This is a genomic window from Vreelandella sp. 21, assembly GCF_050995515.1.
GTDB classification, from domain to species: domain Bacteria; phylum Pseudomonadota; class Gammaproteobacteria; order Pseudomonadales; family Halomonadaceae; genus Vreelandella; species Vreelandella alkaliphila.
Window position 1 is genome coordinate 463,186 of the sequence record NZ_CP194673.1, and the last position, 15,658, is coordinate 478,843.

At 51.4% G+C, this 15,658-nt stretch carries 12 protein-coding genes and 1 tRNA gene; 8 read left to right on the forward strand and 5 right to left on the reverse strand.

Annotation, left to right across the window (positions count from 1 at the left end):
* Window positions 1-111: 111 nt before the first annotated feature.
* The 3 genes from ACN06F_RS02175 to ACN06F_RS02185 form a co-directional block, all read right to left on the reverse strand.
* The gene (locus ACN06F_RS02175; RefSeq protein WP_038480918.1) at window positions 112-1,137 is read right to left on the reverse strand and encodes a porin; all 1,026 of its coding nucleotides are present in this window, start codon (window positions 1,135-1,137) and stop codon (window positions 112-114) included.
* A 91-nt stretch (window positions 1,138-1,228) separates the two neighbouring features.
* Window positions 1,229-2,920 carry a hypothetical protein gene (locus ACN06F_RS02180; RefSeq protein ID WP_120387293.1) on the reverse strand — a complete coding sequence of 564 codons (1,692 nt, stop codon included), beginning with the start codon at window positions 2,918-2,920 and terminating at the stop codon, window positions 1,229-1,231.
* 404 nt (window positions 2,921-3,324) lie between these two features.
* A complete protein-coding gene (locus ACN06F_RS02185) occupies window positions 3,325-3,792 on the reverse strand; it encodes an Lrp/AsnC family transcriptional regulator (protein WP_038480924.1) in 468 nt (155 codons plus the stop codon).
* A gap of 132 nt (window positions 3,793-3,924) precedes the next feature.
* On the opposite strand from ACN06F_RS02185, the gene kynU reads away from it, so the two are divergent.
* The 3 genes from kynU (at window position 3,925) to ACN06F_RS02200 (ending at window position 7,367) form a co-directional block, all read left to right on the forward strand.
* The gene (kynU, locus tag ACN06F_RS02190; RefSeq protein ID WP_198350074.1) at window positions 3,925-5,157 is read left to right on the forward strand and encodes a kynureninase; all 1,233 of its coding nucleotides are present in this window, start codon (window positions 3,925-3,927) and stop codon (window positions 5,155-5,157) included.
* A gap of 157 nt (window positions 5,158-5,314) precedes the next feature.
* Window positions 5,315-5,953: an alpha/beta hydrolase gene (locus ACN06F_RS02195; protein WP_254281457.1), complete on the forward strand. Its 639-nt coding sequence runs from the start codon at window positions 5,315-5,317 to the stop codon at window positions 5,951-5,953.
* Between the two features lie 31 nt (window positions 5,954-5,984).
* On the forward strand, window positions 5,985-7,367 hold the full coding sequence (locus ACN06F_RS02200) for a sodium-dependent transporter (protein WP_038480934.1): 1,383 nt from the start codon (window positions 5,985-5,987) through the stop codon (window positions 7,365-7,367).
* 424 nt (window positions 7,368-7,791) lie between these two features.
* Here the strand turns inward: ACN06F_RS02200 and ACN06F_RS02205 are convergent.
* Window positions 7,792-7,868, reverse strand: a tRNA-Met gene (locus ACN06F_RS02205).
* A gap of 276 nt (window positions 7,869-8,144) precedes the next feature.
* Between ACN06F_RS02205 and phbB the strand changes: the two genes are divergently transcribed.
* The gene (gene phbB / locus ACN06F_RS02210) at window positions 8,145-8,891 is read left to right on the forward strand and encodes an acetoacetyl-CoA reductase (protein ID WP_433924587.1); all 747 of its coding nucleotides are present in this window, start codon (window positions 8,145-8,147) and stop codon (window positions 8,889-8,891) included.
* 125 nt (window positions 8,892-9,016) lie between these two features.
* On the opposite strand, the gene ACN06F_RS02215 is transcribed toward phbB, so the two are convergent.
* Window positions 9,017-11,824: a DUF349 domain-containing protein gene (locus ACN06F_RS02215; protein ID WP_433924588.1), complete on the reverse strand. Its 2,808-nt coding sequence runs from the start codon at window positions 11,822-11,824 to the stop codon at window positions 9,017-9,019.
* Window positions 11,825-12,007: 183 nt separating this feature from the next.
* Here ACN06F_RS02215 and minC point away from each other — a divergent pair, with 183 nt between their 5' ends.
* From minC to sbcB, 4 genes are all read left to right on the forward strand, one after another.
* The gene (gene minC, locus ACN06F_RS02220; protein WP_038480943.1) at window positions 12,008-12,757 is read left to right on the forward strand and encodes a septum site-determining protein MinC; all 750 of its coding nucleotides are present in this window, start codon (window positions 12,008-12,010) and stop codon (window positions 12,755-12,757) included.
* Between the two features lie 157 nt (window positions 12,758-12,914).
* Window positions 12,915-13,733 (forward strand): septum site-determining protein MinD, encoded by an 819-nt coding sequence (gene minD, locus ACN06F_RS02225; RefSeq protein ID WP_009724070.1) that lies wholly within the window; start codon window positions 12,915-12,917, stop codon window positions 13,731-13,733.
* Window positions 13,730-13,981 (forward strand): cell division topological specificity factor MinE, encoded by a 252-nt coding sequence (gene minE / locus ACN06F_RS02230; RefSeq protein WP_038480946.1) that lies wholly within the window; start codon window positions 13,730-13,732, stop codon window positions 13,979-13,981. The genes minD and minE overlap by 4 nt, the downstream gene beginning before the upstream one ends.
* A 163-nt stretch (window positions 13,982-14,144) precedes the next feature.
* Window positions 14,145-15,638 (forward strand): exodeoxyribonuclease I, encoded by a 1,494-nt coding sequence (sbcB, locus tag ACN06F_RS02235; RefSeq protein ID WP_433924589.1) that lies wholly within the window; start codon window positions 14,145-14,147, stop codon window positions 15,636-15,638.
* Window positions 15,639-15,658 lie beyond the last annotated feature (20 nt).

Here is a 15,658-nt window from a genome sequence, read left to right on the forward strand (position 1 = left end):
GCTCGATTCACTTCTAGATATGACTGCAAAGATGCAAAGTCGGCATGAGTATTACCTCATGCCGCTCGTTATTGGAATTTAATAAGATGTTTTATACCCGAGGCAGGAGACTTAGAACTTCAGGCGAAATCCAAGTTGAACTCCTTGTGGATTCTCGTCCGCTAGAGGAGAGTCAAGGTTCCAGCTGATCGGGTATCTGATATCTGTATTGCTCTGGTGATGGATGTAACCATATACACCATATAGGTCAATATTCTGTCTGTAATTGTAAATGTAGCCAAGGTTTATTCCGGCAGCATCACTAAGTACATCATTGTTGTCATCGTTTTTGTAAATCAGGCTCGCGGCTATATTGTGCTTGTTTCCAAAATTGTGCCTTATGCCCAACTGAAGGTCATTACCACTTGATTCGAAGTCTACCCAAGGTGCATAGGCATAATACCCAGAGTAACGATGAAGAATGGCCGTGAAATCGGTGTTTTCTATAGAGTATACCGACGTCAGGTAGATATCTGTGGACTGCTCTATAGTGTCCCGATCCCATAGGTTTCTCTGATACTTTCTATCCATAGCAATAGAGAAATACCAGGGGCTATCATTCCAGTAATCCAGAGATATGCTATAGACACGACCGTTTCGGCTCCCGTCTCGCTCTCCCTGGGTTGCCATCCCTCTAAACTGAAACCCTTCAATGCGAGGGCTGATATACATCAAGGAGCGGTCTTCACGCCATGGGGCATAGAAGACAGCGACATTATTGACCAAGCTATATTCGTTACCGAACATGGGGTCTGCATAGCCATAAGCATTGGCTGAAGGAGTATCTTGACGACCGATGCTCAGTGTTCCAAAACGTTGGGAAATTATCTGAGCGAATGCCTCGCGCTGACCTATGTCATCGTCTGAGTGCGGTCGGTACATGGCCTCGTAAATGCCCAAAATGGAAATATCATCGCTCAGATTTTTCTGAATTTTTAATTGAACTCTATTGGCGCTTAGCCCTGCGCCGGTGAATCGCTCAACGGTTTTCCCTCCCGATGTTGCTACCTCGTAGGCGATATCCAGTATTCCGGAAACTTTAATGTCGGCGCAGGCATATCCGCTCACGAAGGGAAGCGCGAGTAGGAGTTTTCGCATGATTTTCTCCGATAGGAAGAGGTACGCGGCAGCGGAGTGGTATTCGCTGCCGCGATCCATTCTCAATATTTTTGTGATTATTTAATTTTTGTTAATCGCGAGAAGGCCAGGAGGTCTCGGGAGGGGAAAAGCTTGGCTCCCCAAGAAGTGGGGTGGAAAGGGCATAGAACCCATGGTTGGTAAAGAGCCAGATAAGATTTCTGTCGTATTCGACATATACGCCATGCGCCAAGTTGCCCATGGCGTAATCGACGACACTGTCAGGGGCGAAAGGGGGTACAAAATAGGCTTCGATAGATGGCTCATCGGGGTTGCTAACATCGAAAACCTGAACGCCGGCATTGTAAAAGGCATAGGGAAGGATGCCTTCACGAGATGAACCCGGTTGGGTGTAATAGCCAGTTCTCTTCGGGCCAAAGCTACCTTTCCGCTGACAGAAATCGGTAAATTCGGCTTCGGCTGGTGGTGTCGGGCGAGGAAGTAGATGTCGAATATGTGGGTTGGTAGGGTCGCTGACATCTACCGCATAGATATCCTTGTAGGCTTCATAGCAATCCTCTGCCAATGGATAGCCGCTGTAATAGATTAATCCTGTCGCCTCTACCTGTGAGACATCAATGTTGTCTCCCTCGGTACCCGCTAAGCTGACTGGGAAATCAAGGTGGCCAACGACACGCATATTCTCCGAGTCGGTAATGTCCACAACATATAGCCCCATTCCCCCCATGGCGGCATAGCCATATTGGCCGCCTTCCTCGACGGGGGTGGGAACAAATAGTGACATGCGCGCTCCCATCCATGAACTACGGTTGCCGGCTCTGGGGTTGGCCAGAAAAGCCGCTTCGTGCTCCGGATCACCAACGATCTGCCCAGGTACGGTGAGTACATCGAGTAGCCTTGGGTTGCTGGGGTCAGACATATCCCAGGACTGGTAGCCGGCATTGTAAAGATCGTTGGGGTATTCGGTGAGTGCATGGCTATCACTTGGCGCGGCAGCGACATACATCACATCACCACCGAAGTAGGTGGGAATATCACGTACCCCGGATCCTTCCTGTTGACCATTAGGAGCATCGGGGTTGTTGATATCTGTCGTGCGAGTGGCGATCAGCTCCCAGTTTTCGGGAAGTGGGCCATTCATCTCGTATACCTTGAAACCTTTGAGGTGATCAGAGTTTCTTATCTCCTCGACTTCCTCCGGTTGTCGGTATTTGTCTTCGAGAACTCCGAAGCGCCTGACTTCGAAGGCCTGGACCATGATGTACTTACCGAGGCTGCTGCTCCACTGAATAGAAGCGGCACCGAACATGTCATTTTCGGGGTAGGGGTTGATCTCTTCACTTGGACCATTTTCATCCCAGGTTGCCCCCTTGGTATAGATAAGTTGAACGTCTCTTGGGTTAGTGATATCAAATATCTTTAGATCACGCCTAACATACTGATAAAGAAAGCGCTTTCCGTCGAAGTCGACTATGTTCTGCCAAGTGTGAAAGGGCTCCACCGTAATCGGATAGTAAGCCTCAATTGCCATGTTATGAATATAGCTACGGGTATCCCACTCATCTAGTTGTCCCTCGAAAGGATGGTTATCGTGTGAGAAGGGAGTAGCCACTGGGTGGGTAAAGCGACCTGTTTGTGGGTCTATGCCATAGCTGTCTGAAGTGGGATGGGGAGTTTCCTTCCCTAGAGCCAGCGATGCTTGGCTCTTTACATGAGGGTCAATAATATTGACCGGGCCATGGTCGGCTGCCTGGAGCACCGGGCTCGATAGGAGTGCGATCATTATGGCTAGCTTATATCGATATGCGCTGTTGGAAATAATTGAATCAACTCTAGAAGGTTTATTGTTCATTGTTAGCCTTTTTTATTGTGAGTGTTGTGACGAAGTAGGCGCCCTAACTTTTAGATGTATTGTTTTTTACTGGAGATAAAAGTGTTTTTAATACTCCTCTGGTGGGTGGTCTGATTTTTCTAAAGCGATGCTAGCCTCAATTCGTCATGACTATTGAATAAAAAAATATGGCTCTGGTATTCCTTCAGGTAATACTGGGCGGCTGACTAGCGTGACAAGGGGGATTGGCTCAGGGCTTATTTAAAGGAATTCGAATGATGTGTTAGCGAGGGGGTTGAAAAAGTGGAAAGAGGAGCCTGGAGACACTCCTACTGCTCCAGGCGTCTGGCTGCCGGCTAGATCATAATCTTGAGTGGGCCACCCACCTTGAGGGTATTCATGGCCACCTGAGTGGCAATGTCACGTATCCCGGGCAGGCTGGTTACTGCGGTGGAAAGAAAGCGCGATAGCTCGCTCAAATCTTCCACCATGACTTTGAGAATAAAGTCGTGGTTGCCGGTAATTGCGTGGCAGTCGATAACTTCATCCCTTGTTAATAACTCTGCCACAGCGTCGCTGGGTGAAGCCATGCGGGCTTTATCCATCGAGAGAAAAATAAAGGCGGTGACTTTAAGCCCTAACGCTTCCGGGTCGAGGCGCAGGGCGTGCCCCTGGGTAACTCCATTTTCCTCCAGTCGGACGATACGTCGTGAGCACTGGCTGGGAGAGAGATTTACCGTCTCGGCCAGAGCGGTCAGGGTCAGGCGCGCATCACGCTGTAGAGCGTGAAGAATTCGTCGATCAAAGCGATCTAAGTTTTCCAATGTATTTATCCTTTGTTTAGTGCAAAAATATTGCACATATTGGCCCTTTATCGCTGAATTACGCAAACCTTTCCCCACGTATTCCTTTTAGAATTTTGCACAGGTATCCAACTCAATTACCTGGAGCACACGATGACACCAACCCTTGATAACGTGCATGAAATGGATCGCCGTGACCCTTTGGCCGGTTTTAAGGCTCGCTTTGCCCTTCCGGAGGGCATGATCTACCTGGACGGTAATTCTCTAGGTGCCCAGCCAGCAGTTGCCAGAGATGCGTTGGCAGCCACCTTGGACCAGTGGCGTGATGAGCTGATTAAAGGCTGGAACCAAGGTTGGTTTGATGCGCCTGAACGCTTAGGGGATCTACTGGCACCGCTGATCGGTGCTCAGGCAGGAGAGGTCATTATCAATGACAACATTTCGATTAATATATTTAAGTTATTAGGCTACATCGCTGATTCTCAAGAACGTTCACGCCCAGTGATTTTAAGCGAGGGTGGCAACTTCCCGACCGATGGCTATATCGCACAGGGGTTATGCCGCCTTGCCGGTTTCGAGCATCGGGTTCTTCCCGAGGGGGCAGCGCTGTCGGACTATGTGGATGAGCAAGTAGCCGCCGTGGTGCTGAGCCAAGTCAATTATCGCACCGGGCGCCAGCGCGATATGGCTGCTATTACCGCTGAAGTGCATAAGCAGGGCGCCGAAGTCATCTGGGATTTGGCTCACTCCGCTGGAGCGATACCGGTTGATCTGAACGGTTGTGGCGTCCGCTACGCAGTTGGTTGCACCTACAAATACCTCAATGGAGGGCCTGGAGCGCCTGCCTTTATCTATGTGCACCAAGATCATCAGGATGGCGGCTGGCAGCCACTCTCCGGCTGGCACGGCCACGCTGCTCCGTTTGCCTTCGATGGTGACTATGTGCCGGCTCAGGGCATCACTCGATTTCGCAGTGGCACCCACTCGGCACTTATTTACTCTCCCCTAGAAGCCTCACTTCGGCTTTGGCAGGAGGTCGATATGAATGCCCTGCGGCAAAAAAGCTTAGCCATGGGGGATTTGTTCCGCGACTGCCTAGCCGATCTCATTAAAGCCGAGGGTATTGAAGACATCACCCCGCCTCATGCTGAACGCGGTAGTCAGGTGGCATTAATTCACCCTGAGCATGGTTATGCCATCGTCCAGGCGTTAATTGCTCGGGGTGTAATCGGTGACTACCGGGAGCCTGGGTTAATGCGCTTTGGCTTTACTCCTCTCTATCTTAGCTATGAAGACGTTTGGCAGGCCGCACGCCATTTCCGTGAGGTGGTGGAGCACCGTGAATATCTAGAGCCTCGTTTCCAAGTGCGCTCAGAGGTCACCTAAGGTGAGTTTCTGCGAGGAACGTGACGCCCGAGGACGGGCCTATTCGCCGAGCCTTTGGGCACGGGACTTCGAAGCGACTCTGGATCGCCAAGCTGAACGAGGGGCTTGTTTACGGGCGCGTCATCAGCCGAGGCGTTTGGTCTACGGAGCCCACGCATTGGAGGGACTCAATCTCTTTCTTCCCGAAAACCAGGGTCCCTGGCCGTTGATGGTTTTTTTGCATGGTGGCTATTGGCAGCAGCTGGACGCGATGGCGACTGATTTCATGGCTGAGTCATGGCTGTCGCGAGGATGGGCTTTTGCCTCACTGGACTATCCACTGGCCCCAGAGGTCAATATCGAGACCATGGTGGCGGCTTGCCAGCAGGGCGTGAGGTATTTGCAACGTGAAGCCAGCACCCTTGGGCTAAATGGTCGTATCTACCTGGGAGGCCATAGTGCCGGTGCTCAACTGGCTATCATGAGCTGCCTGGGGAATGGACGTCTGGAGGGGATTGAAGCTCTATGGTTGATCAGCGGTATTTATGATCTGCGCCCACTGGCAGGAACCTATATCGATGAACCTCTTCAGTTGGATGGCGCACAGGCTGAACGGCTTAGTCCTTTATGCCATGACTTGCAGGGCCTGCCGCCACTGATGCTTGTGCATGGTGAATTTGATCCACCGAGCTTTCGTAGCCAGGGAGAGGCGCTATATGAGCGCGCTTTAGCAGCGGGTGTGGCGGCAGAGCTATGTCCGCTGCCCAATTGTGATCATTTCGACATTCTCGAACGGCTCGAGGCACTACCTTTTTGAGCTGATTTCTTAACGTGATGAGATAATTCCAATGACAAAATCTCAAACTGAAAATGCAGATAATAAAGCTGCTCCTAGTGGTCGTGCCCAGTTCAAAAGCCGTTTCGGCTTTTTAATGGCTGCTGCGGGCGCGGCGGTGGGCCTTGGCAATGTATGGAGCTTTCCCTCAATGGCCGCCAATAACGGTGGTGGCGCTTTTCTGTTGATCTATGTCGGGATGGCCTTTGTCCTCGCTTACCCCGCATTGATGGCGGAGTTGACTTTAGGACGTTATGCCCAAAGTGGCGTTATAAATGCCATGGGGCAGCTGGGAGGAAAGGGAGTGCCGCGACGAGCGGGGCAACTGATTGGCCTGGGAGCCATCTGTGTGGCTACGTTAGGCTTGACCTTCTATGCCATTGTTACAGGATGGCTAATTAGCCAAGCATTAGGGCCTGTAGCACATGTGCTTGGAATGAGCACGGTGGAGAGCTGGTTGGCGGAGAGTAGCATCGGACGCGATTGGTGGTTGGCATTGGTGGCTATGGCCATGACGATTTGCGTGGTGCTACTGGGGGTTAATCGCGGCATTGAGCGCTGGACCAAACGTCTGATGCCTCTATTGATCGTTACCATGCTGGTATTGATTTTAACTATTCTCACCTTCGACGGGGCGATAGAAGGGTTAACTGTTTATCTATTGCCTGACTTTTCACAAATTAATGCCGAGCTGATGCTAGATGCCATGGGGCAGGCTTTCTTCTCACTGTCCATCGGCATTGGTGCCATGGTGGTCTATGGTTCTTATCTGAGTCGCAATGCGAACTTACCCCGAGTGGGGGCCCAGGTGATGTTTATTGATATGGGTGTGGCGTTTATCGCGGGCCTTTTGATTATTCCGTCGCTCTATGTGGCCAAGGCTGTTGGAGTTGAGGTTTTGAATGAGCAGGGGGAGCTGACCAGCTCTGCGACGTTGCTGTTCGATGTGATGCCGGCGATGTTTGCTCGGTTGGGTGTCATAGGTGGCGTGATGGAAGTGCTGTTTTTTGGGTTATTAGCGGTTGCGGCACTGACATCAATGTTTCCTGCGCTGGAGGTGCCAGTATCGACCCTGGAGGAAACAGGCAGTTTGTCACGTCGTTTTTCAACATTTCTGATTGGCGGCATTGCGTTTGCAGGATCGACGCTCATCCTGCTTAATTTTGATCTGTTGTTTGGTTTAGTGATCGGCCTCACCATTAATAGCATGCCGGTGATTGGCGCTTTAGTTTGCCTCTATGTAGGCTGGCTAATGTCTCGAAATGCTAAGCTTAAAGAGTTGTGTCAAGGCGCTCCGGAGATCGAGAACACTCTATTTTGGCGGCTGTGGCCATGGTATATCCGTGTGGTCTGCCCATTAATGATTTTAGTGGTTATGGTGCGAAGTCTCTCCTAATAATCCTTCTTTGTAGCTTTGTACTACTAACAGTTCGAACGCTTCATTGTAAAAAACACCCCAATCGTTGGATGAGTGTCCAACTTTTGGGGTGCAGTTCATTTCGGTAACGGCTTTTTCTATGTTTGGTAGCAGGGATCGCCGACGTTAAAACAAAAGCGAACCGATGACCTGCTTGGAATGATGGAGGGCTAAGTCGATGTCTTTGCGCGTTTTCTTCACAAAATTCAGACGCAAAAAAGCCGCTACCTTTCGGTAACGGCTTTTTCTATGTTTGGTAGCGGGGACCGCCGACGTTAAAACAAAAGCGAACCGATGACCTGCGTGGAATGATGAAGGGCTAAGTTGATGTCTTTGCGCGTTTTCTTCACAAAATTCAGACACAAAAAAGCCGCCACCTTTCGGTAACGGCTTTTTCTATGTTTGGTAGCGGGGACCGGATTTGAACCGATGACCTTCGGGTTATGAGCCCGACGAGCTACCAGACTGCTCCACCCCGCATCAACGTGTGGCGTATTCTACGCATTTTTAGCGCGAAGTCAACCCCCTGCATAAAACGCTTATATTGTTAGGCACGACCTTCATCGTGCTGCAACATTGGAAGAGTAAAGCTATGCTTCCAATAGGGATAACAAAAAGCTTACTGTCAGTATGTCGTCCAACTAACAATACGACGTGCTGTGAATACTGAAGCGCTACGGCGCTTATTAAGAATGGCTTGCGACATCACCATAATGCTTAGCGTCCAAGCCGTTTGTCATATCAGGGAGGTAGTCAATGACCAATCAAGCCCCCGTCGCCTGGGTAACAGGTGGAACTGGTGGAATCGGAACGTCAATTTGCCATTCATTGGCGGATGCGGGTTATTTGGTAGTCGCGGGATATCACAATCCTGAGAAAGCCAAAACCTGGCTGGAAACCCAGCAAGCCGCTGGTTACAACAACATCGCATTATCGGGTGTTGATCTTTCCGACCACAATGCCTGCCTAGAAGGTGCTCGCGAAATCCAAGAAAAATATGGGCCTATCAGCGTGTTAGTTAACTGCGCTGGCATTACTCGCGATGGCACCATGAAGAAGATGTCCTATGAGCAGTGGTATCAAGTGATCGATACCAACCTTAATAGCGTCTTCAACACGTGCCGCAGCGTTATTGAAATGATGCTGGAGCAGGGCTACGGTCGCATCATCAATATTTCTTCTATCAATGGCCGTAAAGGTCAATTCGGGCAAGTGAACTATGCGGCTGCCAAAGCAGGTATGCATGGGTTGACCATGTCGCTGGCACAAGAAACGGCAACCAAAGGCATTACGGTGAATACCGTGTCGCCTGGCTACATTGCCACCGATATGATCATGAAAATTCCCGAGCAGGTGCGTGAAGCCATTCGTGAAACCATTCCAGTGAAGCGTTACGGTACACCGGAGGAGATCGGTCGCTTGGTAACGTTCTTAGCAGATAAAGAGTCAGGCTTTATTACTGGCGCCAATATTGATATTAACGGCGGTCAGTTTATGGGCTAATCGCCCAACGCGATAAGCAGATTTATTCAATCACGGAAAAGCGTAAACGGGAGGCTATTCGCCTCCCGTTGCTAGTGTTGGGGGGGGGGGGAGAAGTACTTGTGTAACGTACTTATATAAAGGGCTTAAGGGTGAGGCACTCGCGCTAGGCGACTAAAAAGATTGTCAAACTCTTCTGCTTCCTTGCGCCACAATTGGTTAGGCATGGGGCCAAGCGCCATAAGTGCTGCTAATATGCCGATAATCTCATCTGGTCGGCTACGTTCGTTATTGATCCCTTCATTTAGCCGTTCTACTTGAATCGCCAGGCGGAGAGGTTCATCACGCTGCTTGACGCTACCTAACGCTAGCAAAGACAAATGCACTCTCAGGCGAGCCAGTCCATCTTCTAGCTCAGCAAGTTTTTCGGCTGAGAGGGGAGTGGAAGTGGTGAGCCGCGCATGATTGCGCTGCTGGTGAGCCTTCATAAAAATAGCAGGCAGCCCGTCACTCAATACCTCTTTCGCATCAACTGCTTGTGGCTCTTCGCCGGCTAGTGCTTGTTGGTCTGCGGCGATATGCGCATTTACCAGCGGTAAGGCGCTGTGCCATTGCTGCACTGTATGAGCAATTTCCAGGCGGCTTAAGCGCTCACGTTTAGCCCTTACAATGCCGCTAAGGCGTTTCTGCATGCCGTCACTTCGTCGATTACGTGGCAACGGCTCAAGCTGGCTAATGCTTTCTAGATAAGACGCAAGGGTGGCAGATTCTTCGGCTTGCGTCGGCTGCCAGCTATCCATTTCGTCAATTAATGTTTGCAACTGATCGAGCTTCTGTTGTTGGCGAGCTGCCTGTTCATGCTTGTGGGCGTCACGCTGAGCAAAGAGCTGATCGCAGGTATGACGAAAGGCTTTCCATAGGGCTTGCTCTTCGCCTTTTGGAGCACGACCCAGCGCGCGCCACTGCTGCTGTAGCTGCTTTGTGCTCGCTATGCGGGCGGCTAAGGGTGATTCGTGGTCATCCTGTAAGCTTTTCGCTTGTTCGATAAGCATGCGCTTTTGACTAGCGATCTGCTCTGCTCGCTGGTCAATAAGCGCCTGGAGGCGATGACGGATAGCTCCAAAACGACGGCCAACGGTTTCTGATTGGTCTCGAGGAACCGGAGAGTAGTGACGCCACTGGTGGCGGGCTTTGTCACGGATCTCGCGCAATACATCGGGGTCGGCATCCTCTGCTGGCTGATCAAGCAACGTTTCAAGTTGTTCGCAGAGTGCTTCACGGCCTTTTAGGTTGGCATCACGCTCTTGATTAAGCTGTTCTCGCCAGGGAGTCAAACGCTCGTGAATGCGATCAGAGGCCGCGCGAAAGCGTGCCGACTGTTCGCGATTAGCAGCGGCATCGCCGAGCGATTTCCACTCTTTTACCAACTGGCGATGATGGCGATCAAGAGCAACGTCTGCCATGTGTTGATCGTCAGCCAGCGCTTCGATGCTAGCGCAGAGTTGCTCGCGTTTAGGGCCGGCCACAAAACCGCGCCAATCACGTAGTTCTGCTAACCGTGCGCCTAGCTGTTTCACGCGTGCTTTTAGCGGCTTGGCGTCTTCCCCTGTCAGTTCGTCGATGGAGGGCTTGAGGCGTTGATAGAGGCGGCTGGCACTTTTAAAGGCACCACGCTCTAACAAGTGTTCAAAGTTATCCACGTCGGCACTAAGCGCGTTAAGTGACGCGGTAGGAGTGGGTTTGGTAGAAACGTCAGCATCTTTTAACGCTTGTGCATGCTTGAGTAGCTCTGGAGGCGTTATGTGTTTAGGCCAAGCACACTGCTTAACGTACTTGGCAATGGTCACGTTATCTTGGTTGGCAATGGCCGTTTCTATATCTGCGCTGATGGCTTGCCAGCGCTGCCATGCTTCCATGCATACTTCATAGCGTTTCAGTGCTTGGCTATAGCGTTGTTGAACGCTCTCGCCAGGCGGGTGTTGATCTGACAGGGATTGCCAACGCTGGCCGAGTAGTTGGCGTTGAGCCCGTAGGCTATCGATATCCTGAACTGTTAGCTGCTCTGCATGTGCCAGGCCCTCTAACGTTTCTTCAATGCCTTCAAGCAGTTGATCGCGAGTTCGTTCAATCTCTTTGCGATGAGCAATGCTCTGCTGACGCGCTTGTTCTTGCGTTTCATGATGATGCAGTGTTTTTCGGCAGCTAAGCGCTGCCTGATGAAAACGCTGCTCTTGCGTCACGCTGGGCGGGTGGGAAAGGCTTTGCCACTCACGCTCCAAATGACGGAAGCGACCACCATACAGCGGCTCCCAGGGAGCCCTGGCGTGCTGTTCTAACTGTTTAAGCAGATGCTCACGCTGGGCTTGTTGATCCGCTAGCCACTCAGCATCATTGCGCAGTTGGGTGAGCTTTTCTCGCGCCAGACGAATGACCTGGCGGTCACGACGCGCTTCTTTTAATAGCTTTTTGAGGCTCTCTTCACTTTCAATTCGTTGAGCCGCTTGATGGCGCACCGCTGCCACGCCGTTATGGCAGGCTTGGTGGACGAAGTCGCTTTCAACGGTTAATTGCTCTAACGCAGCGAGCCGCAGATTAAGGTTGTCTCCCTGAAGTGCAATGGCGTTGAGCAACCGAGGCTCCGATAGCTCTGCCACAATAGCCTGCCGTTTTTGCAGGTCGGTGTGGCCCTGTGAGCCACATAAGCGCTGGCAAGCCGCGTTAAACCAAGCTTCGTCTTGACGATGCTCTGGAAGCGCATTGACAAGCTCCGCTAAGTCATCAAGGGCCAGTAGAGCAGCAAGCTGGATGTTACTCTCTTTATCCTGTGCTAATTGCTTTAGCGCTTGTTGCTGTTCTGGTTGTTGAGGGTCAAGCTGGTCGAGTGCCTTGAGACGCACCTCGGGATCAGGGTGCTGCCACCGAGGAGCGAACAGGCGTCTTAACAGTCCGTGCATGGATCATCCTGCAGAGAGGTGCGTAGCGTGAAAAAAAATCAACTACCGATGACAGATAGTTGCAGTCATCGGCGCTGTCGCTTAGCTTTGCTGTAGGCGCTGTGATGATTAATACTTCTTCACAACACCCTGCGCGAGATTGCGCTACCTTTATCTTACCTGAACATGACATGGAGTTCGGCCATGAGCCTCAACGCCAATAGTGCCGACATTGCCTTCACCTTTAAAGGTGGCATGCTGCCAATGACCGTCATGGAATTGAGCAGTGCTGACCCGGAACATATACGAAGTCAGCTAGCTGGCAAGTTGTCGCAATCCCCCGCGTTCTTTCAGCATACACCGGTTGTGCTGAGCGTGGAAAAACTCGATGAACCTCACTTGGCGCTTGAGCGCATTTGCGCGGTATGTCGCGATCATAAATTACTGCCGGTCGCCGTACGTGGCGGAGCTGAGCCAGTACGTCAATCTGCCTGGGCATTAGGGCTAGGCTGGTTTGCCCCTGTTGAAGAAGGGCGGTCTAGGCTATTAGAGAGCGTTGATACTACTGCTACCCCTGATGACGCCATAGATGAGGTGGAAGCTGCCGACCAGGAAGTGGTTGCGGTAGCAACACGCTTATTTCGCGGTACGGTGCGCTCTGGCCAGCAGGTAAGCGCATCAGAAGGCGATCTAGTGGTGATTGGGGCAGTAAATGCGGGCGCTGAAGTCCTGGCGGCTGGTAGTATCCACGTCTACGGAGCGCTTCGCGGACGTGCCTTGGCGGGTATTCATGGCAATACCCAGGCGGGTATTTACTGTCGAGAATTGGAAGCAGAGCTTCTTTCTGTGGCAGGCAATTACAAACGGTTAGAAGATATTGATTCACAGTTGCTTGGCCGTGCTGCAGAGGTGCATTTCGCTAAAGAGCAGCTGGAAATTAAGCCGCTGGGTTAATTCAAACGCATGAGCGTGTGTTGGTGCTTAATGCCTAGCGACGTCGCAAGCGCTATACGTTACAGTATGTCATGTTGTTGACATTGATGTTCCCGTTATGCGCAGTGCGATCCTTTAAACGCGCTCGCGATGAACGACTTCAAGAAGGAAGTAACTCTTGGCCAAAATTATTGTAGTGACCTCCGGTAAAGGGGGGGTTGGTAAGACCACCAGCGCTGCCGCTATTTCAACAGGACTTGCCCTGCGCGGTAAAAAAACAGTCGTCATTGATTTCGATGTTGGTCTACGTAACCTCGACCTAATCATGGGCTGTGAGCGCCGCGTTGTTTATGACTTGGTAAACGTTATCCAAGGGGAAGCAGGGCTTAACCAAGCGCTGATTCGCGATAAACGCGTTGAAAACTTGTTTATTCTTCCAGCCTCTCAAACGCGTGATAAAGATGCACTGACGCAGGAAGGCGTAGAGCGAATCCTTGAGCAGCTCAAACAAGATTTTGATTTTATCTTGTGTGACTCCCCCGCAGGTATTGAGAGGGGGGCTCAACTCGCTATGTACTTCGCTGACGAGGCGATTGTTGTCACGAATCCTGAAGTTTCCTCAGTGCGTGACTCTGATCGCATTTTGGGATTGCTTGGTTCCAAGACGCGGCGCGCTGAACAAAGCTTAGACCCTGTTAAAGAGCATCTGCTGATTACGCGCTATAACCCTTCTCGCGTAACGTCTGGGGACATGCTGACCCTTGATGATATTCGTGAAATCTTGTCTATCGATCTGCTTGGCTTAATCCCTGAATCCGAAGCGGTATTACGTGCATCGAACCAGGGTGTTCCCGTTACTCACGATGCGGCGAGCGATGCAGGTCAGGCGTATTCAGATACTGTATCGCGCCTATTAGGTGAAGATATGCCTCTGCGCTTTCATGAAGTACAGCGTAAGGGATTGTTGAACCGTATGTTCGGGGGTGGTCGGCGATGAAATTGCTGGAGTTCTTGAAGCGTGAGCGCAAGAAATCCGCCTCGGTGGCTAAGGAGCGTTTGCAAATTATCGTGGCGCATCAGCGCGGCCAGCGCGGTCAGCCAGATTATATGCCGCTGCTCGAGCGCGAGCTGTTGGAAGTCATTCGTCGTTATGTACAGGTCGATGATGATGCCATTCAAATTTCACTTGATAGCGAAGACAATTGCTCAGTGTTGGAGCTCAACGTTACGCTACCGAAAGGTTGACGTTTGCATATGGAAGCAGCATAGCCAGTCGTTAAGCATGGCTATTCGCTAAGAGGGGCGGCGAGAGGCGTTGCGGTTATGCTAGGCTTGGGCTTTTGTACCCGCTTCGGCAAGTGGTTCGTTGGCTTGTAGGCGGGAAGCTATGCTCAAGGAGATTTCATCAATGGCGCCACCTAATGCTGCCCCTGCCAGTTTTCTCTGGCATGACTATGAGACATTTGGTGCTGATCCGCGTCGCGATCGGCCCGCTCAGTTTGCCGCATTACGCACTGACGCCGAGCTTAATGAAATCGGTGAGCCGATAGAGCTCTACTGCAAACCTGCTGATGACTACCTGCCTCACCCTGCTGCTTGCCTCATTACCGGTATTACACCGCAAAAAGCGCAGCGGAAAGGCTTGCCTGAGGGGGAGTTTGCCCGCCAGGTCCAAGGCTTTATGAGTGAGCCAGGCACTTGCGTGGTGGGCTATAACAGCCTTCGCTTTGATGATGAAATCTCCCGCCACTTGTTTTATCGCAACCTGCTTGACCCTTATTCCCGCGAATGGCAAAACGGCAATTCCCGTTGGGACTTGATTGATGTGGTGCGCGCGTTTTACGCCTTGCGCCCCGACGGCATTGAGTGGCCGCAGCGGGAAGATGGTGCGCCTAGCTTCAAACTTGAGCACTTAACGGCGGCCAATGGCATTGCCCATGTAGGTGCTCATGATGCGGTGGCTGATGTACGTGCCACCATTGCGCTGGCGCGTCTGCTAAAAGCCCGAAACCCAAAATTATTCGACTATTTACTGGGCATGCGTGGCAAGCGTGCAGTGGCCAAGCAGTTAGACTTGCCTAGCGCTAAACCGCTTTTGCATATTTCCCGTCGTTACCCTGCCAGCCGTGGCTGTAGTGCATTAGTCATGCCACTGGCCGAGCATCCGACGAATCCTAATGGCGTTATTGTTTACGATTTAAGCGTTGATCCTAGTGATTTGCTGACCATGAGTGCCGAGCAAATCAGAGAACGTGTGTTCGTAAGCCAGCAGGACCTTTCCGAGGGGGAAGTGCGTATACCGCTGAAAGTGATCCACATTAATCGCTGCCCAGTCATCTTTCCAGCGACGGTGTTAAAAGATGTGGATGGCCCCCATAAAGGTGAATACGGCACGATCATTGAACGGTTAACGATTGATATTGATGCCTGTCGCGGCCATTGGAAAACGTTGCGAGAGGCTAGCGGTGTGGCGCAAAAAGTAGCTGAGGTATTTAACGCAGCCTACGAAGATGTGCCTCAAGACCCTGACTTAATGCTCTATTCCGGCAGCTTTTTCTCTGCGGCTGATCGCCAGCAAATGGAGCGAGCATTGGCAATGGATCCCTGGGATTTAGTCGGCCAGCGCTTTGCCTTTCAAGATCCTCGCCTGGAGGAAATGTTGTTTCGCTACCGTGCGCGTAGTTATCCAGACACGCTGGAGGGCGAAGAGCGCGAGCAGTGGGATGCGTTTCGCTGGACGCGTATCAATGATCCGGCCTTGTCGGGTTTTACGCTGAAAGCCTTTGCGCGAGAGATAGAGCGTTATAACCAGCAGATCCTATCGGATCGCGAGCGCCAAGTGCTGGAAGAGTTGGTGATGTACGTTGAGTCGATGATGCCAGCTCAGGCGTTTGATGCCTGAGCTGGTGAGTCTAGCTAATT

Excerpts from the sequence above, each read along its gene's own strand:
- ACN06F_RS02175 (WP_038480918.1), bottom strand. The coding sequence starts at position 1,137 with ATGCGAAAACTCCTACTCGCGCTTCCCTTCGTGAGCGGATATGCCTGC.
- ACN06F_RS02180 (WP_120387293.1), bottom strand. The coding sequence starts at position 2,920 with ATGATCGCACTCCTATCGAGCCCGGTGCTCCAGGCAGCCGACCATGGC.
- kynU (WP_198350074.1), top strand. The coding sequence starts at position 3,925 with ATGACACCAACCCTTGATAACGTGCATGAAATGGATCGCCGTGACCCT.
- ACN06F_RS02200 (WP_038480934.1), top strand. The coding sequence starts at position 5,985 with ATGACAAAATCTCAAACTGAAAATGCAGATAATAAAGCTGCTCCTAGT.
- phbB (WP_433924587.1), top strand. The coding sequence starts at position 8,145 with ATGACCAATCAAGCCCCCGTCGCCTGGGTAACAGGTGGAACTGGTGGA.
- ACN06F_RS02215 (WP_433924588.1), bottom strand. The coding sequence starts at position 11,824 with ATGCACGGACTGTTAAGACGCCTGTTCGCTCCTCGGTGGCAGCACCCT.
- minC (WP_038480943.1), top strand. The coding sequence starts at position 12,008 with ATGAGCCTCAACGCCAATAGTGCCGACATTGCCTTCACCTTTAAAGGT.
- minE (WP_038480946.1), top strand. The coding sequence starts at position 13,730 with ATGAAATTGCTGGAGTTCTTGAAGCGTGAGCGCAAGAAATCCGCCTCG.
- sbcB (WP_433924589.1), top strand. The coding sequence starts at position 14,145 with ATGGCGCCACCTAATGCTGCCCCTGCCAGTTTTCTCTGGCATGACTAT.